Annotated in this window: 28 protein-coding genes and 1 pseudogene; 4 read left to right on the top strand and 25 right to left on the bottom strand. The window is 36.9% G+C overall.

The window, feature by feature from the left end:
• Positions 1 to 122 precede the first annotated feature (122 nt).
• The 13 genes and pseudogenes from AC1TPB_RS17810 to AC1TPB_RS17750 all read right to left on the bottom strand — a co-directional run bounded on the left by AC1TPB_RS17810 (position 123) and on the right by AC1TPB_RS17750 (position 6,118).
• The gene (locus AC1TPB_RS17810; RefSeq protein WP_482077744.1) at positions 123 to 521 is read right to left on the bottom strand and encodes a hypothetical protein; all 399 of its coding nucleotides are present in this window, start codon (positions 519 to 521) and stop codon (positions 123 to 125) included.
• 144 nt (positions 522 to 665) lie between these two features.
• On the bottom strand, positions 666 to 1,067 hold the full coding sequence (locus AC1TPB_RS17805; RefSeq protein ID WP_482077743.1) for a YhfM domain-containing protein: 402 nt from the start codon (positions 1,065 to 1,067) through the stop codon (positions 666 to 668).
• A 309-nt stretch (positions 1,068 to 1,376) separates the two neighbouring features.
• Positions 1,377 to 1,583, bottom strand: a complete 207-nt coding sequence (locus tag AC1TPB_RS17800; RefSeq protein ID WP_482077742.1) for an IS3 family transposase — start codon at positions 1,581 to 1,583, stop codon at positions 1,377 to 1,379.
• Positions 1,571 to 1,966, bottom strand: a complete 396-nt coding sequence (locus AC1TPB_RS17795) for a DDE-type integrase/transposase/recombinase (RefSeq protein ID WP_482077741.1) — start codon at positions 1,964 to 1,966, stop codon at positions 1,571 to 1,573. The genes AC1TPB_RS17800 and AC1TPB_RS17795 overlap by 13 nt, the downstream gene beginning before the upstream one ends.
• A 9-nt stretch (positions 1,967 to 1,975) precedes the next feature.
• On the bottom strand, positions 1,976 to 2,230 hold the full coding sequence (locus tag AC1TPB_RS17790) for a hypothetical protein (RefSeq protein ID WP_482077740.1): 255 nt from the start codon (positions 2,228 to 2,230) through the stop codon (positions 1,976 to 1,978).
• Positions 2,231 to 2,250: 20 nt separating this feature from the next.
• A complete protein-coding gene (locus AC1TPB_RS17785; protein WP_482077739.1) occupies positions 2,251 to 2,940 on the bottom strand; it encodes a helix-turn-helix domain-containing protein in 690 nt (229 codons plus the stop codon).
• Between the two features lie 166 nt (positions 2,941 to 3,106).
• A pseudogene (locus AC1TPB_RS17780) lies at positions 3,107 to 3,661 on the bottom strand (hypothetical protein); the annotation flags it as partial.
• A 30-nt stretch (positions 3,662 to 3,691) separates the two neighbouring features.
• Positions 3,692 to 3,868, bottom strand: coding sequence for an SRPBCC domain-containing protein (locus AC1TPB_RS17775; protein WP_482077772.1), 177 nt, complete (start codon positions 3,866 to 3,868; stop codon positions 3,692 to 3,694).
• The gene (locus AC1TPB_RS17770) at positions 3,858 to 4,088 is read right to left on the bottom strand and encodes an ArsR/SmtB family transcription factor (RefSeq protein WP_482077771.1); all 231 of its coding nucleotides are present in this window, start codon (positions 4,086 to 4,088) and stop codon (positions 3,858 to 3,860) included. The genes AC1TPB_RS17775 and AC1TPB_RS17770 overlap by 11 nt, the downstream gene beginning before the upstream one ends.
• 566 nt (positions 4,089 to 4,654) lie before the next feature.
• A complete protein-coding gene (locus AC1TPB_RS17765) occupies positions 4,655 to 5,257 on the bottom strand; it encodes a DUF4241 domain-containing protein (RefSeq protein WP_482077738.1) in 603 nt (200 codons plus the stop codon).
• Positions 5,214 to 5,555 carry an immunity protein Imm33 domain-containing protein gene (locus tag AC1TPB_RS17760; RefSeq protein WP_482077737.1) on the bottom strand — a complete coding sequence of 114 codons (342 nt, stop codon included), beginning with the start codon at positions 5,553 to 5,555 and terminating at the stop codon, positions 5,214 to 5,216. Before AC1TPB_RS17760 ends, AC1TPB_RS17765 begins: the two co-directional genes overlap by 44 nt.
• A 14-nt stretch (positions 5,556 to 5,569) precedes the next feature.
• Entirely contained in the window at positions 5,570 to 5,890 is a 321-nt protein-coding gene (locus tag AC1TPB_RS17755) for a hypothetical protein (RefSeq protein WP_482077736.1), read from the bottom strand.
• Positions 5,891 to 5,923: 33 nt separating this feature from the next.
• On the bottom strand, positions 5,924 to 6,118 hold the full coding sequence (locus AC1TPB_RS17750; RefSeq protein WP_482077735.1) for a hypothetical protein: 195 nt from the start codon (positions 6,116 to 6,118) through the stop codon (positions 5,924 to 5,926).
• A 349-nt stretch (positions 6,119 to 6,467) separates the two neighbouring features.
• Between AC1TPB_RS17750 and AC1TPB_RS17745 the strand changes: the two genes are divergently transcribed.
• The gene (locus AC1TPB_RS17745) at positions 6,468 to 6,647 is read left to right on the top strand and encodes a hypothetical protein (protein ID WP_482077734.1); all 180 of its coding nucleotides are present in this window, start codon (positions 6,468 to 6,470) and stop codon (positions 6,645 to 6,647) included.
• Positions 6,648 to 6,891: 244 nt separating this feature from the next.
• Here the strand turns inward: AC1TPB_RS17745 and AC1TPB_RS17740 are convergent, their stop codons facing one another.
• From AC1TPB_RS17740 to AC1TPB_RS17700, 9 genes are all read right to left on the bottom strand, one after another.
• Positions 6,892 to 7,359, bottom strand: coding sequence for a DUF2691 family protein (locus tag AC1TPB_RS17740; protein ID WP_482077733.1), 468 nt, complete (start codon positions 7,357 to 7,359; stop codon positions 6,892 to 6,894).
• 189 nt (positions 7,360 to 7,548) lie between these two features.
• Positions 7,549 to 8,292 (bottom strand): hypothetical protein, encoded by a 744-nt coding sequence (locus AC1TPB_RS17735; RefSeq protein ID WP_482077732.1) that lies wholly within the window; start codon positions 8,290 to 8,292, stop codon positions 7,549 to 7,551.
• A 295-nt stretch (positions 8,293 to 8,587) separates the two neighbouring features.
• Entirely contained in the window at positions 8,588 to 8,992 is a 405-nt protein-coding gene (locus AC1TPB_RS17730) for a cytidine deaminase (protein WP_482077731.1), read from the bottom strand.
• A gap of 229 nt (positions 8,993 to 9,221) precedes the next feature.
• The gene (locus tag AC1TPB_RS17725) at positions 9,222 to 9,659 is read right to left on the bottom strand and encodes an NUDIX hydrolase (RefSeq protein WP_482077730.1); all 438 of its coding nucleotides are present in this window, start codon (positions 9,657 to 9,659) and stop codon (positions 9,222 to 9,224) included.
• Positions 9,660 to 10,308: 649 nt separating this feature from the next.
• Complete coding sequence (locus AC1TPB_RS17720) at positions 10,309 to 10,821, bottom strand: hypothetical protein (RefSeq protein WP_482077729.1); 513 nt, start codon at positions 10,819 to 10,821, stop codon at positions 10,309 to 10,311.
• A 178-nt stretch (positions 10,822 to 10,999) separates the two neighbouring features.
• Positions 11,000 to 11,431, bottom strand: coding sequence for a GNAT family N-acetyltransferase (locus AC1TPB_RS17715; RefSeq protein WP_482077728.1), 432 nt, complete (start codon positions 11,429 to 11,431; stop codon positions 11,000 to 11,002).
• Positions 11,432 to 11,618: 187 nt separating this feature from the next.
• Positions 11,619 to 12,431, bottom strand: coding sequence for a class I SAM-dependent methyltransferase (locus AC1TPB_RS17710; RefSeq protein WP_482077727.1), 813 nt, complete (start codon positions 12,429 to 12,431; stop codon positions 11,619 to 11,621).
• A 709-nt stretch (positions 12,432 to 13,140) separates the two neighbouring features.
• Positions 13,141 to 13,491 (bottom strand): DUF2178 domain-containing protein, encoded by a 351-nt coding sequence (locus AC1TPB_RS17705; protein ID WP_482077726.1) that lies wholly within the window; start codon positions 13,489 to 13,491, stop codon positions 13,141 to 13,143.
• Positions 13,481 to 13,720, bottom strand: coding sequence for a helix-turn-helix transcriptional regulator (locus AC1TPB_RS17700; RefSeq protein WP_482077725.1), 240 nt, complete (start codon positions 13,718 to 13,720; stop codon positions 13,481 to 13,483). Before AC1TPB_RS17700 ends, AC1TPB_RS17705 begins: the two co-directional genes overlap by 11 nt.
• 264 nt (positions 13,721 to 13,984) lie before the next feature.
• Here AC1TPB_RS17700 and AC1TPB_RS17695 point away from each other — a divergent pair, with 264 nt between their 5' ends.
• Positions 13,985 to 14,806 carry a sugar phosphate isomerase/epimerase family protein gene (locus AC1TPB_RS17695; protein WP_482077724.1) on the top strand — a complete coding sequence of 274 codons (822 nt, stop codon included), beginning with the start codon at positions 13,985 to 13,987 and terminating at the stop codon, positions 14,804 to 14,806.
• Between the two features lie 89 nt (positions 14,807 to 14,895).
• Here AC1TPB_RS17695 and AC1TPB_RS17690 read toward each other — a convergent pair whose 3' ends face one another.
• Positions 14,896 to 15,642 carry a VOC family protein gene (locus tag AC1TPB_RS17690; RefSeq protein ID WP_482077723.1) on the bottom strand — a complete coding sequence of 249 codons (747 nt, stop codon included), beginning with the start codon at positions 15,640 to 15,642 and terminating at the stop codon, positions 14,896 to 14,898.
• Between the two features lie 67 nt (positions 15,643 to 15,709).
• The gene (locus AC1TPB_RS17685) at positions 15,710 to 17,266 is read right to left on the bottom strand and encodes an ABC-F family ATP-binding cassette domain-containing protein (RefSeq protein WP_482064165.1); all 1,557 of its coding nucleotides are present in this window, start codon (positions 17,264 to 17,266) and stop codon (positions 15,710 to 15,712) included.
• Positions 17,267 to 17,487: 221 nt separating this feature from the next.
• Here AC1TPB_RS17685 and AC1TPB_RS17680 point away from each other — a divergent pair, with 221 nt between their 5' ends.
• Positions 17,488 to 17,775 (top strand): hypothetical protein, encoded by a 288-nt coding sequence (locus AC1TPB_RS17680; protein WP_482064164.1) that lies wholly within the window; start codon positions 17,488 to 17,490, stop codon positions 17,773 to 17,775.
• Between the two features lie 83 nt (positions 17,776 to 17,858).
• Here the strand turns inward: AC1TPB_RS17680 and pyk are convergent, their stop codons facing one another.
• A complete protein-coding gene (pyk, locus tag AC1TPB_RS17675) occupies positions 17,859 to 19,277 on the bottom strand; it encodes a pyruvate kinase (protein ID WP_482077722.1) in 1,419 nt (472 codons plus the stop codon).
• A 154-nt stretch (positions 19,278 to 19,431) separates the two neighbouring features.
• Between pyk and AC1TPB_RS17670 the strand changes: the two genes are divergently transcribed.
• Positions 19,432 to 20,208, top strand: a complete 777-nt coding sequence (locus tag AC1TPB_RS17670; protein ID WP_482077721.1) for a helix-turn-helix domain-containing protein — start codon at positions 19,432 to 19,434, stop codon at positions 20,206 to 20,208.
• Positions 20,209 to 20,281: the final 73 nt, after the last annotated feature.

Below are 20,281 nucleotides of genomic sequence, written 5' to 3'. Positions count from 1 at the left end.
TTTCAACAAGGCGGTTTTCTTGTAGTCAAATATCAACATTGGAATTTAACATAGCCTTTCAAAAAAAAGACAATGTCATCAATCGAAGTCATTGTCTTTTTAAGTTGAATGCAGAATATAATTCACTTAGGTAACAGTAATGTTGTTATGTGTTCTTTTACAACACTCAAATATGGGGTTTCAAACACATTACCATTTTTGTCAACGACCAAATACTTCGGAAACTCCTTAATTTCTAGAGCCTTAGCCCACTTAACATTACGTTCTTGGTATTGATCCCAAAATTGAACCTGCCCAATTGCATTTGTAATAGTAGGGTTAGAGTTATGAAATATGTTCAAATCCTTACTTTCACTCTCTGGTAAGCCATTTTCATAAAACAGATGTATAGCAAATTCTCCTTCCCCAGTCGGTATTAGTTCTTTCATAACGTCTTCTTCACTCAAACCACAACCAGAGAGTAATAATATAGCTGCGATAACTGTCAGAGTTAACATCCGTTTTTTCAAAGATTGAATCATGAGCTACCTCCTTTTAATAGTTCTTCAATAAACCTGATTACTTTAATGCTAATATTCTTTCACGAGGAATTAAGACATTTTTCATTCGAAGTGCGGTTTTTTATCGCTTATTAGTTTAATTTAGTAAAATATCAACAATGTAATTTAATACAGCTTATTTATTATGTCCACAAGTTTTCTTGTTCTAGTTTTCTCGATATTGTAGATCGTTCCCGTATCAGGAAGTTTCATCAAAGTGCTTTTACTGGATTGGTCACCTAGCCATAGATAATATTGTTTGTTTCCTAATGTAAATTGATAATCGGGCTGTGGCATGTCTACTTTGCCAGCCTGTTTTTCAGCATATCGTGTGGCGTAGGTGAATTGTTTTACCGCATTCTTATCCTTAATGACTCTTTCTGAATTAGGAAGAACCTCATAAAACATAACCATTTTGTTTAATACTACTTGTGATTCTGTTACTCGTAATAAGAAATAACATACTGCCGAGAGCGCAACCAACGCAGTAATAGACCCTATTAGGATGTATCGTAAGTTTGCTTTCATTACATACCCCTTTCTTTAGGAAATTAGCCTAATATTACTTCATACGTTAATAGGCAATATCTTTTTTACTATTCCTACCAGTTAACCTTCTTATAGTTTACATAACATTATTTCTGTATATTTTTCCTCATTTTCATCCATATAATTTTATTAACGTAATTAAACTGGATAATGTTTCAAATTTATAAAACACAAAAAAAAGCTAGCCAGCGTAGATTGAAGTGCTCCCTGTCAAGTGGACAGTGTAAAAAACAAAAAAAGTTAGATTAGATTCCTCGGCTCGTATTAACAGAGCTGAGGTTCTTTTTGTTATGCAGCTCTTCGGTATTCATTAGGTGACAAGTCATCCAAACACTCTGAATAGCGGTAGTTGTTGTAATAGCGAATATAGTTGCTAACGTCTTTGAGGACGTCTTCATAGGTGTTAAACTTTGTAAGATAATAACTTTCTGATTTGTAAGTACCCCAAAAGCGCTCAATAGGCTGGTTGTCCAAACATCGGCTCACGCGAGACATGCTTTTATAAATTCGTATTTTACTTGGAATCGATTATACTCATGAGACGTATACTGGTAGCCTCTGTCGCTTTGGAGTAGTGGGGTTACACCGGGATTCTTCTTGTAAGCCTTCTTCAACGTATCCATCACGAGTTTATTGTTGTTAGAATGGCTCAATACCCATGAAACAATGGAGTTATCGTATACATCGATAATCGCGCTTAAATAGGCTTTGCGACCATTCCCATACTTCAGTTCGGTGACATCTGTACACCACTTTGAATTAGGAGAATGAGCATCAAAGTTACGGCTCATGATATTTTCAGCGACATGGATCTCAGAGGCTTTTACATAGCTTGGTCGTTTCCTGCGAATCACTGCTTTGAGTCCAAGCGCACGCATGATTCGGTATTAGCGCTTTTTGTTGTACTTCTTTTTGAGTTTTCGGTTTAACTGAGTACGCATTTGACGATAACCAAGTATCCCTTTTCGTTTGTTATAACGAAGCTCCACTTCCTTGGCTAGCGCATGGATTTCAAGTTCCCTAGCAGATGGTTTCCAATGTAACCATTTGTAATAGGCAGATCGAGCAACTCCTGCTAACGCACATAACTTCACAATGGCGTACCCTTTTTCGTTGTTCAGTTCTTGAATCGCTTGATACAAGGTTACTTGTCGAACAAGGGTTAGCGTGTATTTCGTCGCTTGATCTCTGCCAACTTTTTTTCGAAGGCATTCTCCATCTCCAGGTATTCGTTCCGAGCTTCTAATTCCTTGATCCGTAGCTTAAGGCGTTCGTACTCATCTAGTTCTTCTAATGGCTTATTACGACCGCGATTGTCCTTGAGCGCATTCTCGCTGCCTGCTTGGTATTTCCGAACCCATGCATAGACTTGCTGATAAGATACCCCGTACTTTGCGATCGCTTTCTGATAATCCAACCCATTAGCGATGGTATATTGTGCAATTTCAATCCGTTCTTCAAATGTTGTTTTACGTCCTTTATTCATACGAGATAGCCCTCTTCCTTTACGAGTAGGTTTCAATTCTATCTCATGATTATACTTGGAAATCCACTTCCGTAGGACACTCGTACTTGAAATATGATGTTTTTTTGTTGCAGCTACCAAAGAACAATGACCCGACAATACATCATGAACAGCAGCAGACTTTAATTCTTCTGAGTATGTTTTCCATGTATTTGATTCCTTTAACCCATCCAAACCATCTGCTTCATATTTTCTTATCCAATCCTTAACCGTTCCCTTGCGAACTCCAAGCTGTTTTGCCTCATAGTTTGGATTAGATTGATGCGCAAGACACCGCTGTACGGCATGTAATTTTATTTTTAAAGAAATCTGACTTCGTTTAGACATTAGAAAAACTCCCATCATGTAGTAGTAGAAGTTTTGTTTTTTCTACTGTCTACTATGATGGGAGCATATCAGATTCAACTCTCTACGAATAGCTTAGCTTCTTTTCACGTTAGCTAGGTTGATGACCGTACTAATATTGTTGAGAAGATCCCTACAATCATTCTAATTAATTATTATCCTCAAGAAATTGGTAAATTGCCATCATTTCTTGTTTATCCAACTCACGAATACGATTGAAAATTGGAATAGCTGCAACGGCCTCAATATTGGAGCTCTCGGTGACAGCATCACTTACATTGCCAGTTAGCCATGTTTGCACATCTAAGCCTTCAACAATTTCCGTGCGCCCTTCATTATTGATCCCACTTGCATAACAACTAACACATGGTATCGATAATTTATATACACCATCATGCAGCCCATCCTCCGAAATTACTTTCTTCCCGTTACAGAATGGACATGGATGACTTGCTTTAATTTTATTAATTAGGGTAACAATTTTCTTGTAACCAAACGCTTCATACACATACGTTAGTTTTTTATATTTTCCATTGGCGAAATACTTATCAATGATCGTTTCTCTCGTTTCACTGATGTCGGCAAAATCACAAATCGTGATCCGATTATTAATACTGATCGCTTCGATATTACCACTAATACTCCCCCCCTCGATCGCTCCAGGATGAGCTTTTGTTGCTTCACTAAATCCAGATTGATCGAGATGTAGATGGATAACTCCATCTGAACCTTCTTACACAGTCCATGTAATCGTAGTACTTTCTCCGGCACTTAACCAAGTATACGATAATATATGAGGCTCATCCACTACGAGTACCTCGCAATCTACAATACCATTCCACCATTCGGAAGGCTCCGCCCGAAATTGAAACTTATGTCCAACGACTGGCTTAAAATCATTATCCCATATCCTTTCTTGCTTTCCAGAACCCTTCGTAATGAGCTACCCAATCTTGAATTTCTCGGAGTGGAGCGGCATTCAAACGATACCTCGTTTCTCTACCAACCTTTCGAGCGATGACAAGATCAGCCTCTTTAAGAATAGCCAAATGTTTAGAAACAGCTGTACGGCCCATATCAAAATGAATCGTTATCTCATGTAGAGGTAATTCTTCAACCTCTGCCAACATTTGAACTAATTTTCGTCTTGTTGGATCAGCAACAGCTTCATAAACATCCCTCACATGACTTTGATCGTTCAAAATCACCGCTACCTTTTCATTAATATTTCCTATAATGTCACCAATTATCACTTTTCTTGAATTAATAGGACACCATTTATTGTCTCATTTATTATATGACACCAAATAGTGTCATATCAAGTTTGCTTTTGTTTCCATTATCATGGCCGCTAGTCTATACGTCTCCCTTTTTATCCAAATAATAGTTATAGTCCGCATATTTTCTAAGTGAAATCCTTCATTATATAGTTTACATAACATTTATTCTGTTCAAATTAAATTTCATTTTAATTAAATTATTTTTATTACCGTAATTAAACAAGATAATGTTTACAATATATATAAGCAAACTAAAATTAGAAACTTCATATTCACTGAAGTTCCTTATCACCATCACTGTATCCCATCTAATCTGTACCACATATTTCATCGGCTTACTGCAATCTGGACAAGCAACATATTGCCAGTCCTGCACTCAGGAAGCAAAACCACCAACCATATTGATGTCATCCAACCTAAAAATATACTACATTCATAAATGGAATTACGACTTCACATACCTCATCCTGCTCGTCCAATCCCCATAATCCAGTATACAATCCATCACCGAGCCCACTAGAGAACATTGCAATCCTATTTCCGGTTTCTGGAACAGCCCATTCAATGAAATCACCGCCTGCTCGTTGCATATCAGGGAACTGGCTATAGCTTGCTGCAAGAATATCCGCAAAATAATCATCATAATGGTTACTTTCTGGATGTTCAGCGTGCCAGCGACTCAAAAACTCTCGATATTGTATCGCAACACTTGCATCGCAAAAAGCTGCCATTCCAGCATCGACGCCAAGGAAAAACCATGCTCCTGGCTCATTGAGCTGCTCAAGCGTTTTACCTTTAGGCATCACTGTTTCATAACGGACAACGCGCTGCTCCTTCACCATTAGCCTTGCAACGGCAATCCGTTTGCCAGCAATATCCGAATGACAAATCGCTAATTCCACCGGATACGAACCAGCAGGCAATTTCCGATTGAGCGGCTGAGCGTATTTTTCTTGGTACAAATATGCTAGCGGATCAGCGATTGCGAGTTCTCCAGTCGGCATGTCTATCTCGCCCATCACAAACGGTTGTATCGCTCTTAAATTCCAAATCTGCACCTATACGCATCTCATAGATCATCAGTACCGCTGGCTCAATATTAGCCAATCTATTAAAATCGACAATCGACAAATTATCCGAATCATCGACATATTCCTGTGTATCACCTTCGCCATAGGCAATCCAACCATTATCATAAGGATCCAATGGTTTCCCCCTGAACATCCACTTCAAGGCAGCATCCCCATTCAGAAGCGATTTGGTGACAATGCAGTCTCCCGCGCCTTGGATATACATTTTCATCTCATTTGTTGTCATACGTATTCAACTCCTCATTTGCAAAGTAATGGAATCAGTTCCTTCAACGATTGTTTAGACTTTTCCTCTTCCTGTAGAAAATAGAACTCGACATTCATAATAACTGCTCCATGATAAAGTCCACTTGGATACTGGAATGCCAAGCAACCTCCAGATTGGTAGATCGTATTTATTTTCTGTGGAGGTTTTTTTCTTGCTTTCGGACTTTTTTTAGCTTCACTTATTTTTTTAAGGAATAACTCTAGCGTGTTTTGACGTTTCTTAATATCTTGCTCGATTGCTTCGAGGCTTTCCCAAACAGCAATATCTTTCTGTTGATCGATAGCTGTTTTCACTTGTTCATACCGATCAAAATCTAAAGTACAAACCTACCACAAACTTAACGCTAATGGAAAAAGCACATTATATGTATCTTCAGTATCGTTAATGCTCTCCGAAAATTGTTGATCAATATATGTAACGATTTCGGATATTTCCAATCCTTCATTATATTTATCGAAAAAGGATTCATATACATCGAAAGAAGTATCATTTTCTTTAACTCCCGTTCCCCAGACTCCCATATGTATGCCTCCCATTTAACCTATATCCAACTGATGCTTTGCATAAGCCGCTGCCCCTATCATACCCGACCATCCACCAAACTGTGCAGTCACCACACTGAAAGCATTTGATGACAAGTTAAGCGCATGTTGGATCACTTCTTTAAGTTTTAACTTGTAAATTCTCATCCAGAATTGCTGATTTGATATTTGTTCCACCGAGGTCAATACCGATAATGTAGTTTGGTGAATGATTCATGAGATAGCACCCTTTTTTGGTTTGTTGATTTATTCAAGTGTACTACTTATGTTATAATGTATTAAATTCACCCATTTTGACCATATCACTAGTAAGGAGATGATTAACGCTATGGCTGTTAATAAAAAAGAACTCTCGGACTTAATTGATAAGCTAACTGATAAAGATATCCCTCTCGTTGTTGACCTCATTAAGAGACTTATTCATCCTTCTGATTATCATATCCCCTTTGATGACGAACCATTGACAGAAGATGATATTCAGGCAATTAAAGAAGCTCGTGAGGAGTAGCATCACTAGCACTTGATTTTTTATAATCATAATAGACAAAGAATACCTCATACAATAACATTAATATTGATATACAGAAACAAATATTAAAGATATTTCTTTCTCCATAATAAAATGTAAAAATCTATATCATCACTATGAGACGACCTCTGTCAAAAGCATCAAAGTGACCATGGCGTAGCCACTGCGTGAATACTGTGTTATCCGAAGTCTCCGCCCTCCCGATTTACTTACAATATTGTTTTTACCATACAGACAGACCAGTTCTCATGTCATTTTCGTCTGTAAAAAATTCGAGGTTAGTATAACCCTGCTCTTTGGCATTTTGGTAGAATTCACTCAGCTTACCTTTATCTTTGCAGTAAATAGTAATATAGGAGCTATCAACTACCAAGAGAACGAGTTGACACTCACTAGCTAAATACTCCTCATAAGTCTTAACGTCTTCAGTATTTTTTTCTTTAGGAAAGGCTTTGAGGTCTTGAAATATTAAGTAATAATCATTCTCTTCCAATATGTTTTTAAGAGTATTTCCTTCTATTCTATCTATAAGATCTGGAAAAAGGGGTTCTCCCAAAGTGCCATTTTCTATCAGATAGGCCTCTTCACCACCAACACGCCACATAAATTCTTGTATATCCAAAGGTTTCAATATATCTCCTAAGTACCTCCCAGATTCATTAGGTATTTCGAAACAGATTCCTCTTACCATATAATGCTCCTCCTACAAACCGCTTTTAATATATCCAGCAGAGATTGCAGATAAAGTTCTTGTATTCACGAACTTGCGTAGCAAGTTGTCACTAAAGCTGCTGCTTCTGCCCAAAGCATCAAGTGACCAAGGCGCAGACGCAGCATGAATACTGTGTTATGTGAAGTATGAGTCTTCTTAGATTAGCGTTCATAATTCTTTGACTCTATTAAATGTTGATGAACTATTTAAAAAGGTAACTTTCTCGCCTTGAAGTTTAAATGTTTGTTTGAAGTAGTTTTCTAGCCATAGTAACTTTGCTTTAACTCCTGTGTTTTGACAATGACTTATCTTATCACTTACGACATCTTGAATTTTAGTAAAATAATCAAATTCATTAACGTCATACAACTTTTTAAATAGATAATTACAAAAGTCAAAATTCTCAATAGCATTCAAGAAAGTCAGTCCATCAAAGTCTATTGAGTAAACAGTCCCTGACCCACTTGCATACTTGTCATCAACAAGAATTCTAGGATAAATTGCATATTTAGATTCTAGTTCATACGCTCTAACCAATGCAGGACCGAACACTAAATTTGATTGATGAAACAAACTTCCTATAGTTATACCTCCTCTTACCAGGACACCTTGGTATAACAAGCAAAGCTGAAGGAACATTGCATCAAAAATTAATGAAAAATCAGCTTCTGCTGAATCTGTTAGATATGAAATAACTATGTTATCAGAAAACAGCGCCTCTTGCCGGCCAAACTCTTTCTCTCTAGTTGCATCGCTCAAGTTTGCGCTGATATTTCTGATATCGCTCAGTGTCTTGTATACAACATTAAACAATTCTGCGTCCTTTTCTGTGGTTTTTATCATTTCACTAAAGCCTAAGATATCAATAAATGCCACAATTCGATTTTCATATTTTATATTGTTTGTATTCATTTTTCACTTTCCTCTTTTCATTTTACTCATATTTCACATAACGTTCTTGTATTCACGAACTTGCGCAGCAAGTTGTCACTGAATCTGCTACTTCTGCCAATTAGCATCAAAGTGACCAAGGCGAAGCCGCTGAGTGAATATTGTGTTATAAGATGTCCCCGCCTCCTTCGCACTACTATCAATTCATTTTTTATATTTTTTTAATCCTCAACAATTAATTCAATATCTTAATATTAAAAAGTTGAATAATATTTATCTGCTTTTTTATCTTAATAATTCATTAATTATCACTTTCCTAATCCTTGTATGTATTGTACCAATGATAGGGTTCTATCTCTTTTAATGCCTTAAAAATTAACTGCCCTTCAGGATGAGATATTCCTGCCTTAACATTCCATCCCCAATAAAACAATCTTTCTTGACATACACCACAAGGCGTTAATACTTTATATTTTGATTTTCCATCATTTCTTACAACACATATTATATGCGTTGGTTTAACATTTAACTTATGAGTTTCCAATATTGCTCCTGTTTCTATACATAATTCTGTCGACGCATTAATAGTTTCTGGCGCAATACTGGTTAATATTTGACCATCTTCCGTACATAGGGCAGCTGCCCCACCCCAACCTGATGGATACCTCTTAGTGATTAATTCAATTGCTGCATCATACAAGTTAAGTTCAATAGCAGACATAATCCTCACCTTATTCATGTTTAATGGTATTATTAGATTTTTCTGAACTAAAAAATAATTCTTTTTATTCGCGGGGATTTCTTATAACGTTCTTGTATTCACGAACTTGCGCAGCAAGTTGTCACTGAATCTACTACTTCTGCCCAAAGCATCAAGTGACCAAGGCGTAGCCGCAGCGTGAATACTGTGTTATCAGATGGTGCGTTCATCTTAAATTACCTACAAGTTTTCAAGATATTAGTCCTCTGGATCTAGCTAAGATTAATCCTATTCCTAATCTATGATCTTTCCATTCCCCATTTCCTATTTTCTTAAATGCAGTTTCAATATCAATTTCTATTACTTCTAATATTTCATCCGAATCTAACGACTGTGTTGTTGTATTAATAATATTGTTTGTGAAATATAATGTTAATAATATGTTTCCAGTAGGAATTTTAAACGTTCCTAACTCAATCAAATCATTTCCTACTAATCCAGTCTCTTCTTCTAGCTCACGTATAGCACCTAACCTAATTTCTTCATTTTCATTTACTTTCCCACCAGGTAATTCATATGTATACTCTTGATTGTTATCTCTAAATTGTTTTACGATAATTAACTTTCCCTTGTAAATGGTAACGACTTTAACAATGTTTTTTATGTTTAATACAGAATCTGCAAACATTAATTCACTCCTAGTCTATTTAGCACTTTCGGATAACGTTCTTGTATTCACGAACTTGCGCAGCAAGTTGTCACTGAATCTACTACTCTGCCAAAAACATCAAAGTGACCAAGGCGCAGCCGTAGCGTGAATACGGTGTTATCCGATGCATCTGACTTCAACGATTCATCTTTCTTACCAAGTGTTTACTGCTTCTTTTCTAAATTATTCTATGCTTTAGCTTTATCGTTCTTAACTGAATGTTGCCACGCTTGCTTAAAATATCTTTAATGTCCCATTGCCCTTAATTATTTTATTGATTAATCGGCCTTATTCTTTAACTATGGTTTAAATTGCGTTTTGATATGATTTTTCCTTTTTACAACTATTCTAGGAGTTGGATCGCCAACTGGTGCATCTATTGATGATCGTGTGTAAAGTATTTATGAAGGTTTCGGTTGTGGATTCTAAGAGGTGTTGTTCTAACATCTATTCTATCAAATTATTTCGTTTGTGTTTCAGGTATTCAAGTTTATTCGGTTTTAACCATTCCAGATGTGTCAGCTAACGTTCAGGTATTCACGAACTTCCGCAGGAAGTTGTCACTGAATCTGCTACACTGTCAAATGCATCAAAGTGACCAAGGCGGAGCCGCTGATTGAATACGGTATTATGTGATTTCATTGCCTTCTTGAGTGGACTCACTTGGTAACTTTATATTCAAATCCTTATTCTCTTCATCTTCTATCCAAGTAATTGAAAGCGAAGATTGTTCAATGAATTTTTTCATATTCTCTTTGTTCTCAAATATATAGTAGCCCATTACTTCATAGGTATCATTTGGTTTGAGTCTTCCATTGTCATTTCCTTGCTGCATAGAACCACTAATATATGATATTGGAGCTGGGTTATTTAAAACTGCTTGAAAGCCTTCAGCAGTTTTTATACCTCTATTCTCAAGTCTAATCTTAAAGCGTATCATTAGAACATCTGCTGTTGCACCAGGTTCAAATGACCTAATAGTATTCAAATCTGTAATTGTTACATATTGAACAGAGTTCCAAATATCAACACTCTTTGAGACATCCAAAATATCAGTTTGAGTATTTATATTATTTGAATTACAACCAATTAAAAAAACAAAAATTACAAATGAGAATATGATTTTTTTTGAGGTTTTCATGCTTTTCTCCTTTTTCCAATGATTTCATATAACGTTCTTGTATTCACGAACTTCCGTGGAAGTTGTCACTGAATCTACTACTTCTGCCAAAAACATCAAAGTGACCAAGGCGTAGCCGCCGCGTGAGTACTGTGTTATATGAAGTCAGCCTCTTCCCCCGATTGTTCTAACAAACTCTTTATAGATATTTTTTAAATCCCTTACTCACTGACCCACTGTAACCTTCCTTTTCAAAGAATTGGTGAGCTCTTATACGTTGTGAGTTACTTAATAACATTATTCTGTGACAATCAATAGATTTGCAATAACCATCGACATACTCTAAGAGTTTTTGCCCAATATGCTTACTCCTGTGATTCTCATGGACTATTATATTTTCAAGCACTGCATATGGTCTAAGACCGTGCAGTGCCTGAAAACATATATTTAAGGTCACCGTTCCTAAGATTTCCCCTTCTTCATCGTAGACTAACAAAAAATTTGTAGGATCTAATCTGATTTTTTCTATTTGTTCTTCTAAAACATTCATTTTTTTGCTATTTGGAACTAACATTCTATAGAGATTGAATAATTGTTCTTTATCTTTCCCTACTGCTTCTCGGATCAACATACATCTTGCTCCTTTCATTGTTTAGGCTGATTTCATATAACGTTCAGGTATTCACGAACTTGCGCAGCAAGTTGTCACATGAATCAGCCTCTTCTTCCGAAAGCATCAAAGTGACCAAGGCGTAGCCGCAGCGTGAATACGGTGTTATATGATGGGGATGTCTTCAAGAATTACTTTTACAAATCAATCAAGACTTCGTAGCAATCACGATATGATGATAGTTAATGACTTTTAGCCCCTTATCTGCAGAATATTTATTAAATATTATTTCTACGTCTTTTAGGCATTGCTTCCACACAAAGTTTTTTACTGATTCTTTCTGTCCATAACATTTTTTAATTAATATATCTTCTGGAGTTTCTAAGTATTCAACTTCTTCTATTACTTGTATCTTAAAGTCAGTTAATCCATTACTTTTCTTAAACTGATGTTTTGCTTCTATTTGCTCAAAATTATATGGATCCTCGTTCAAAGGACTAAATAAGCCAGGAAAAAAACTTCTTAAACCTCCATCCGTTCCACTATGATATAAACCAATTATGATCCCTCCTGGCTTTAGGATTCGAGATGCTTCATGATACAACCATGGACCTTTTTTAGTGTAAATTAAATCAAAATAATTATCTTCAAATGGTAATTTTTCATCAGCGTTAATTACTAAAAATCTAATGTTAGTAGTTGTATCTTTTTCAAAGGAATTGGCTTTCTTAATAAAGTTTTTCCTATTATCAATGCCAATTACTTCTTTTACTTTTTCAGTCCACTGTATTGTGAATTCCCCATGTCCACAACCAACGTCTAATATTTTGGATTTTTCAGAAACAAATGTACTAATCTTTTTAGCGAAAACTCCTTCTGCGGTTGGTTCTTTAAATATAGATTTCCATGGATATCTATATTCTCCTAAGGATTCATTTAATAATGAATACCATTCAGAACTATGTGGAGTAACCCAATCAGGGTGTGTTGATGGATCCGGGAAAATATTTTTTGCAGCCATAATACACCTCTCAATATAGTTATTACGTCACTTTCATATAACATTATATTTACGAATTAACAATGCTCTTTATATGAACATCATATCAAATATTTGGTGTACTTGTAACAAATTTCTACTAAGAAAACACTATAATACGCTTGAAAACATTTATCATTCAGCATAATTACTACGTTCTCATTTATGTTATCGCAAATCAACTAGTCTTTATTTCGAATTCATTTCCCTCTGTATTCCAATTCTAAATTCACGGAATTTCTAACGATTGGTTATAGATTAGCTTATCTGCTTGTTCCTCGTAATCTTCGAACAATGCGTAAATTACTCTCTTATCTTCCTTACACCTTCTAATGCAGGCAGATAGGAGTTACGCCAAGGGTATCCTCTTGCTGAGCAGATTGAATATTATCACCCGATTGCACCACTCTAATCATCTTTTGTACCATCCAATATCGTGAAATGCACCACCGCATATAAAAAAGCCAGCAATCATCATTCAAACACGGTGATTGGTGGCTTCTTAAAATGGTAAATTATCAATTTCAGGCTTAAGCGGTTGATTATCATCGGAATAATCACACTGTTCTAACATGCAGCATATCGAGTTTTGAAGCTTCAAATGAAAGACTTTAAGGTGAAAATACTGTACAAACTCAACGAACAAAGCATTATTCACCTGATCTAGCTCCTCTCACTCCTCGACCTTTCCTTATGAAAGATCCTTTTTATATTGGAAGGCCATGTAAATTCCACCAGCTAAAAATGCCAGCGTATATTTGTACAAGAAAAAGATGTTCCACATATATTCTCTAGGAAAAACCATGTCACATAGAATAATTGCCCACAGCACACAGTAACTGCTTTTCAAAAAGATTTTATTTGTCCGTTCGTCGTCTTGCCCAATCTTCTTATAAAATACATAGGCAAAAATCGCACTACCCATAAGCAGTAAAAAACCAACTCCAATGAGAATACTCCAATTTCCCGTAGATTGTTCAGCCCAGGACTTTAAAGGGTGAAAAATTGCATTATGGATATCTGAGAAAATCTTAGTTATCATTTTCATCATTTCCTTTCAAATAAGTAAAAATATCGTTTACATCAACATTAAAAAAATCGGCAATTCGAAAAGCTAACAGCAGAGTCGGAACATAATTTCCTTTTTCCATTACGAAAATGGTTTGTTTTGAAACCCCGACTTTCTCTGCTAATTCTTGCTGAGACATTCTGGAAAGTACACGATATTCATAAACCTTATTTGATATCGAATCACCATAATCTTTCTTCATGACAACCACCTCTTGAATAAATTATAAACTGACTCTTTACAAAAGTAAAGTAAACTTATACAAAAACTTATAAAACCTTTACTTTAGCTTAGATTACTTTGATCTAACAAGAGAAGAATTCAGAAAGAACCTAACGAAATTCATGATTCCGTCAGGTTCACATATTGATAAACTAGTTGACGAATATGGAAATTTATAGTTTGCTAGAGATGAGCTGGATGCTATTTATCTGGATGAGTTGTTGAAATTGGGAGGGAATGAAGCATGTCAGTTGGTGTACTTGCACATTTAATGGGAAGCTTACCTTATCGTGAGCTGGCAGTAAAAGTGCGTGAGCATGGTTTTAGTCACGTTCAACTTGCACTTTGGAAAGCGATTTCAGATGTAGATTTTAATGAATATGGTAGGATCAGTCCTGGTCTCGCCATGTCTATCGCCAATGAATTTCAGCGGCAGGATGTACATATCTCAGTATTAGGCTGCTATTTGCACTTCTTTCATCAGGATGAAGAGATCAGAAGAAACAATGTGAATCGCTTTAAGGAACTTATTCGCTATGCTTCTTTATTCGGTGCTCCGATGGTAGCTGCGGAAACGGGTACTAATTCAGTGCCTTACACGAAGCAAGATTGGGCGATTATGAAGAATACGCTGGAAGAGCTAGTAGAAGAAGCCGAGAAATGGGGCGTCTTTGTCGGTTTAGAGGCAGCACATGGTCATTTGATCGGAACTGCGCCCGAGCTAGCTCAAATGCTTGATGAAGTACCTTCTTCTATGATCGGTGTCGTTATTGATCCAGGTAATCTGCTTCATGAAGGTAATCTTGAGCAACAGGATACAGTAATGAATGAAGCATTCTCTCTACTCGGAAATCATATTATTGGAGCACATGCAAAGGATCGTATTCGCTTAGCAGATGGGACCGTGCAAACCGTTCCTGCAGGACATGGCTCTATGAATTATGAGCTATATATGAAGCTACTGAATCAATACAAACCAGAGGCTCACATTATTATGGAAACAGCTACTGAAGAGCAGATGGCGGGCTGCAAAGCATTTATTGATGAAATCCGCGCACGTGTATAGAATAATTAAAGTTAGATGCTAGGCTTATAAAGCGAACTGACAGCTTTCCACTCCAAAAGGGGTGGAAGGTTGTCAGTTCTGTTAAATTTCTAACGATTTATTATATGTACATTATTAAATTCTATATTTTTTCTAGCATAGTTAGCATTATTGCACTGTAGTATGACTTCAACTTTATAGGTATCAGAATGAATGAAACGTATCGTTTGAGCTGCAAGATTAATAGTTAACATATTTGCTTGTTCCTCGTAATCTTCGAACAATGCGTAAATTACTCGCTTATCTTCCTTCGTTAATTTACCGTAAATATTCACTTCCGAAATACCATTAATATCGTGATCACGACTGTTCGGAACCATATATTGATGCATAAATTGTTTGGATTTTTCGTTATTCATTTGCTGAAGAAAAAACTGAAACGGTACACCTTCAAATGCAGATAGATAGGAGTTACGCCAAGGCATCGTCTTACTGAGCAGATTGAAGAACCAACGGAATTTCAAAGGCTCTGGGGGCGTTATAGATACATTACGACTCTTAAGATCCTCGTAAACTTTATCAATATCCTCGACTTCTAATGCGAAGCCAATTAATCCTCGATGTCCTTCATTATATTTTGTCGTCCATTCTTTTAGCCATCCTCCTCCATCCTGTCTTTTTATCGTTACCAACTCAAAGTACTCATCTCCAATCCATATATTCGATACTTTGAATCCCTTTGTGCCCTTTCCCCATTTAGGATTGTACGGCAACCCTATAGAATGAATAGCGTTAATTATTTCTTTAGCCTTTTGTATGGATTGATCTACATTTATTACAAGATGGTCAATCTTCAAGTTATCACCTCTCCATGCACAAAAAAATGCAGCATACCAGGGAGGTATACTGCATTTATAGTTTGATTTAGAATACTTTAGTTGTCCAGTCTTCACAATTCCAAGTTTCTGTAACAACATCACGGTAGAATTCAGGTTCATGCGATATAAGAATTATGCTACCTTTGAACGCTTTTAGCGCACGTTTCAATTCTTCCTTCGCGTCTACATCTAAGTGATTCGTAGGCTCATCGAGTACTAGCACGTTTGACTCATGATTAATAATTTTACATAGTCGAACTTTTGCTTTCTCGCCCCCACTTAATACGAGAATTTTGCTTTCAATATGTTTAGTCGTTAGACCGCATTTGGCAAGCGCAGCACGAACTTCAAATTGAGAATAGTGAGGGAATTCACTCCATACTTCTTCAATACATGTTTTATTGTTGGCATCTTTGGCTTCTTGTTCGAAATAGCCGATTTGCAAAAACTCACCACGTTCAACTTCACCTGATACCGCAGGAATTAATCCTAGAATACTTTTTAGCAATGTTGATTTACCGATACCATTGGCCCCGACTAAAGCTATTTTCTGTCCACGTTCCATACGTAGATCAAGCGGACGAGATAGTGGCTCACCATAACCAATCACTAATTGTCTAGCTTCAAAGATCAACTTACCAGATGTACGTCCTTCTTTGAAGTTAAACTGCGGCTTTGGTTTGTCTTTCGCAAGTTCGATAACATCCATCTTATCTAGCTTCTTCTGACGCGACATCGCCATATTCCGTGTAGCTACACTCGCTTTATTACGAGCAACAAAGTCTTTCAGCTCAGAAATTTCCTGCTGTTGACGTTTGTAAGCTGACTCAAGTTGTTGTGTACGCATCTCATGTACTTCTAGGAAATGATCATGATCGCCTACATAACGCTCCAACTTTTGATTTTCCATATGGTAGATCAAGTTGATGACACTATTCAGAAACGGCAGATCATGAGAAATAAGTATAAATGCATTCTCATATTCCTGAAGATAACGTCTTAACCACTCGATATGCTGTTCATCCAAGTAGTTGGTAGGCTCATCGAGCAACAATACATCAGGCTTTTCGAGTAGTAGCTTTGCTAGTAATACTTTCGTACGTTGCCCACCACTAAGATCATTAACATCTTTGTCTAGACCAACATCTGTTAATCCTAGTCCACGAGCGATTTCATCTACTTTAGCATCGATAAGATAGAAATCCTGATTCGTTAATGTATCTTGAATGTTACCAACTTCTTCAAGCAATTTTTCTAGCTCTTCAGGCGTTACATCGCCCATCTTCATATACATATCGTTCATTTCCTGCTCTATATCGAGCAGATATTGGAATGCACCTTTTAATACATCGCGCATCGTCATACCTTTTGCAAGGACTGCATGTTGATCCAAATAACCAACGCGCATCCGGCGCGACCATTCAACTTTACCATCATCAGGCTGAAGTTTTCCTGTAATGATGTTCATAAATGTAGATTTACCTTCACCATTCGCGCCAATCAGTCCAATATGTTCACCTTTTAACAAACGAAATGAAACATCATTGAAAATTGCACGATCACCGAAACCATGACTTAGACGTTCAACGTTTAATATACTCATTATGCACCCTATCCTTTATTCTTATCTCGATATATTATAAGCGAAATTAGGGGGTAGACTCAACAGTAAAATGAAATTTCCCAAAATCAACACTACAACTCTATCACATTTTTTGTCGATAAGTATATGCAATGCGCCATCCACAAACCGACAAACATTGTTACAAACCTTTGTTAGTATAGAAACTAATCCGGTTAAATAACTTTTGAGGTGACTATACTATGGAATTAAGTTTGATCACGAATGAACATTTTCAAAATGAAACAATCTGCTTCGATGGCTTTGCATTCACGAACTGTATCTTTACCGATTGTGTAATTTTAATTACTTGTATGGATTTCGAATTTAAAAATTGTACCTTCTTTGGTTCGACATTGCACATTGAACCATCGTTGCCGATATTTGAAATCTCTCATCAACTCTCGCAATCTCTCTATGACGATTCAACGCACTGCTATCGTGATGATTATCAATATCCGCAAACGGCATTACCATTGCCGGCACGTTAATTCCATGTACATGAAAAGAGCAGTTACGTTGCAATCTACGATTGCGGAACGTAACTGCTCTTTCTATATACTATATAGAGGAACTATTCAACTTGATGGATTTTGATAAGATTTGTAGCGCCTGCTCGTCCAGTAGGAATACCAGCAGAGATAACTACAAAGTCACCAGATTCAACGATATTTGTACGAACGCTGTTACGAATAGCAGAGTTAATCATATCGTCTGTTGTTGTAACATACTCACCTTGGACTGGTACAACACCACGAACAAGCGTTAGACTTCTTAATGTCTTTTCATTCGGCGTTATCGCAATGATCGGAGCTTGCGGACGGTATTTCGATACCATACGAGCAGTGAAGCCACTTTCAGTAGGCGTAAGAATAGCTTTTGCATTGAGTTGCAATGAGCTGTTTACAACTGCTTGAGAGATAACTTCAGTTATGGAAGTTGATTCCACATTCATTTTCTTCGCATAGCCTTTATTATAATCAATCGTTGACTCTGCACGTTCAGCAATCATCGTCATCATTTTCACAGATTCAAGCGGGTATTTACCTGCTGCTGACTCGCCAGACAACATAATTGCATCTGCGCCTTGTAGCACGGCGTTAGAAACGTCACTTACTTCTGCACGGGTTGGACGAGGATTAACTTGCATGGAATCCAGCATTTGAGTTGCTACGATAACCGGCTTACCAGCTTCATTACATTTTTCAATCATCATCTGTTGGATCATTGGAACATCTTCAGCTGGAATTTCAACACCAAGGTCACCACGAGCAACCATAATACCATCAGAAACTTTGATAATCGCATCAAGATTTTCTACACCTTCTTGATTTTCGATCTTCGAAATAATTTGAATATGTGCTGCATTATTATCTTCAAGAATTTGACGAACTTCTAATACATCTTCAGCTTTACGAACGAATGACATAGCGATCATATCGATGCCTTCTTTAATTCCGAAGTCAATATGAACAATGTCTTTTGCTGTTACGCCTGGTAATGTCGTGCTAATGCCGGGAAGGTTAACACCTTTACGAGGTTTCAATGTTCCGCCGTTCATAACTTCGCAATGCATATTTGAGCCTTCAACATCCTTCACATGCAGCTCAATCAGACCATCATCAATTAGAATAACATCTCCAGGGTTGATAACACTTGTCATATCTGGATAGTTCACACTAACGCGAGAACCATTACCAGCTACTTGCTCAGTAGTTAATGTTAAGATTTCTCCTGCAACTAACTCGTAGCTAGACTCTTCAAGTGTACCGATACGAATTTCAGGACCTTTAATATCCATCATCGTTGCAATGATTTTATTAGCAGCACTAGCTGCTTCGCGTACTAGTTGAATACGTCCGCTATGGTCAGAAAGTTCACCATGTGCCATGTTTAGACGCGCAACGTTCATACCCGCGATCATCATTTCCTTAAGGATTGAAATAGAATTACTTGATGGACCCATTGTACATACGATTTTTGTGTGGCTCATATAAGTCTCCTTCTGATATCTGTTATTTCCAGTGTCAATAAATTTGATTAAGTTAATTTACACTCTTATTGTAGTCCTTTTTCAGCACAGCGTACATGAACTATAGTATAATGGATGGACTATAGTATACCGAGGTGCAATGATGATCACAGAATTGACAATAAAGCATGATCAAGGAATGAATTGGCAGCAACACTTTACACATATATCCAAACAATACCATTTATATATTATGACTTATGGCCGCTGCTCCTTCACCTATGATGATATGACAATCATGGCAGAAAAAGGAGATTTCATCCTTACTCCGCAGCTCGCTACCATTATTGAGGAAACTCCTCACCGAACCATTCATCAGAAATTTAGTTATCAATTTACGGCATTGGACGAGCTTTATCAGATGCTCCCTATGTTGCAAAGTACTTCCATGACTCATTCTACGTCAGGTTTGTTTGATCGTACGATGGAAACATTTCGACCAATATGGAGTGAATATGGTGAAGAGCACACCTATACAAGTTTACGTGCAAGCTCTTTTCTGCTTGACACTTTGGCGCTTTGGCAACGAGAGTTAGACCGCGGGGAGTTGGCACCCGCTTCAATTATTCATATTGATCGAATGAAAGCTTATATTCAAAGTCACTATCGCGAACATATAACGAAAGAACATCTTGGCGACTATATCCGTCGTAGTCCAAATTATGTTGCGAATCTATTCAAGAAAGGTACAGGACAAACGATTAGTGAGTATATTCATTCGATTCGCATGAAAACAGCTATTTATATGCTTTCCCAATCTGTATTAACTATTACAGAAATTTCAGATTATCTTGGATATACAGATGTTAGTTACTTCCAAAGAATTTTCAAACGAACTTATGGTAAACCAGCAAGTAAGTATTTAGATGATCGTCGTAGTAATGGGGGATAAATTAAAAATTGTCATTCAGGAACGACAAATAGACCGCCCATCGCAAGGTTTCGGTCTATTTGTATTCCGTATT

The organism is Paenibacillus sp. Y951, from assembly GCF_056786395.1.
This window is presented reverse-complemented; position numbering and strand designations above follow the sequence as displayed.

What these genes read in the sequence shown, in the direction of transcription:
- AC1TPB_RS17750 (WP_482077735.1), bottom strand. Translation starts at nt 6,118, where the DNA reads ATGGGAGTCTGGGGAACGGGAGTTAAAGAAAATGATACTTCTTTCGAT.
- AC1TPB_RS17715 (WP_482077728.1), bottom strand. Translation starts at nt 11,431, where the DNA reads ATGTTGATCCGAGAAGCAGTAGGGAAAGATAAAGAACAATTATTCAAT.
- AC1TPB_RS17705 (WP_482077726.1), bottom strand. Translation starts at nt 13,491, where the DNA reads ATGATAACTAAGATTTTCTCAGATATCCATAATGCAATTTTTCACCCT.
- pyk (WP_482077722.1), bottom strand. Translation starts at nt 19,277, where the DNA reads ATGAGCCACACAAAAATCGTATGTACAATGGGTCCATCAAGTAATTCT.
- AC1TPB_RS17685 (WP_482064165.1), bottom strand. Translation starts at nt 17,266, where the DNA reads ATGAGTATATTAAACGTTGAACGTCTAAGTCATGGTTTCGGTGATCGT.
- AC1TPB_RS17770 (WP_482077771.1), bottom strand. Translation starts at nt 4,088, where the DNA reads ATGTTGGCAGAGGTTGAAGAATTACCTCTACATGAGATAACGATTCAT.
- AC1TPB_RS17700 (WP_482077725.1), bottom strand. Translation starts at nt 13,720, where the DNA reads ATGAAGAAAGATTATGGTGATTCGATATCAAATAAGGTTTATGAATAT.
- AC1TPB_RS17680 (WP_482064164.1), top strand. Translation starts at nt 17,488, where the DNA reads ATGGAATTAAGTTTGATCACGAATGAACATTTTCAAAATGAAACAATC.
- AC1TPB_RS17710 (WP_482077727.1), bottom strand. Translation starts at nt 12,431, where the DNA reads ATGGCTGCAAAAAATATTTTCCCGGATCCATCAACACACCCTGATTGG.
- AC1TPB_RS17795 (WP_482077741.1), bottom strand. Translation starts at nt 1,966, where the DNA reads ATGCGTGCGCTTGGACTCAAAGCAGTGATTCGCAGGAAACGACCAAGC.
- AC1TPB_RS17735 (WP_482077732.1), bottom strand. Translation starts at nt 8,292, where the DNA reads ATGAATACAAACAATATAAAATATGAAAATCGAATTGTGGCATTTATT.
- AC1TPB_RS17800 (WP_482077742.1), bottom strand. Translation starts at nt 1,583, where the DNA reads ATGTCTCGCGTGAGCCGATGTTTGGACAACCAGCCTATTGAGCGCTTT.
- AC1TPB_RS17695 (WP_482077724.1), top strand. Translation starts at nt 13,985, where the DNA reads ATGTCAGTTGGTGTACTTGCACATTTAATGGGAAGCTTACCTTATCGT.
- AC1TPB_RS17725 (WP_482077730.1), bottom strand. Translation starts at nt 9,659, where the DNA reads ATGTTTGCAGATTCTGTATTAAACATAAAAAACATTGTTAAAGTCGTT.
- AC1TPB_RS17720 (WP_482077729.1), bottom strand. Translation starts at nt 10,821, where the DNA reads ATGAAAACCTCAAAAAAAATCATATTCTCATTTGTAATTTTTGTTTTT.
- AC1TPB_RS17810 (WP_482077744.1), bottom strand. Translation starts at nt 521, where the DNA reads ATGATTCAATCTTTGAAAAAACGGATGTTAACTCTGACAGTTATCGCA.
- AC1TPB_RS17730 (WP_482077731.1), bottom strand. Translation starts at nt 8,992, where the DNA reads ATGTCTGCTATTGAACTTAACTTGTATGATGCAGCAATTGAATTAATC.
- AC1TPB_RS17740 (WP_482077733.1), bottom strand. Translation starts at nt 7,359, where the DNA reads ATGGTAAGAGGAATCTGTTTCGAAATACCTAATGAATCTGGGAGGTAC.
- AC1TPB_RS17745 (WP_482077734.1), top strand. Translation starts at nt 6,468, where the DNA reads ATGGCTGTTAATAAAAAAGAACTCTCGGACTTAATTGATAAGCTAACT.
- AC1TPB_RS17785 (WP_482077739.1), bottom strand. Translation starts at nt 2,940, where the DNA reads ATGTCTAAACGAAGTCAGATTTCTTTAAAAATAAAATTACATGCCGTA.
- AC1TPB_RS17765 (WP_482077738.1), bottom strand. Translation starts at nt 5,257, where the DNA reads ATGGGCGAGATAGACATGCCGACTGGAGAACTCGCAATCGCTGATCCG.
- AC1TPB_RS17760 (WP_482077737.1), bottom strand. Translation starts at nt 5,555, where the DNA reads ATGACAACAAATGAGATGAAAATGTATATCCAAGGCGCGGGAGACTGC.
- AC1TPB_RS17805 (WP_482077743.1), bottom strand. Translation starts at nt 1,067, where the DNA reads ATGAAAGCAAACTTACGATACATCCTAATAGGGTCTATTACTGCGTTG.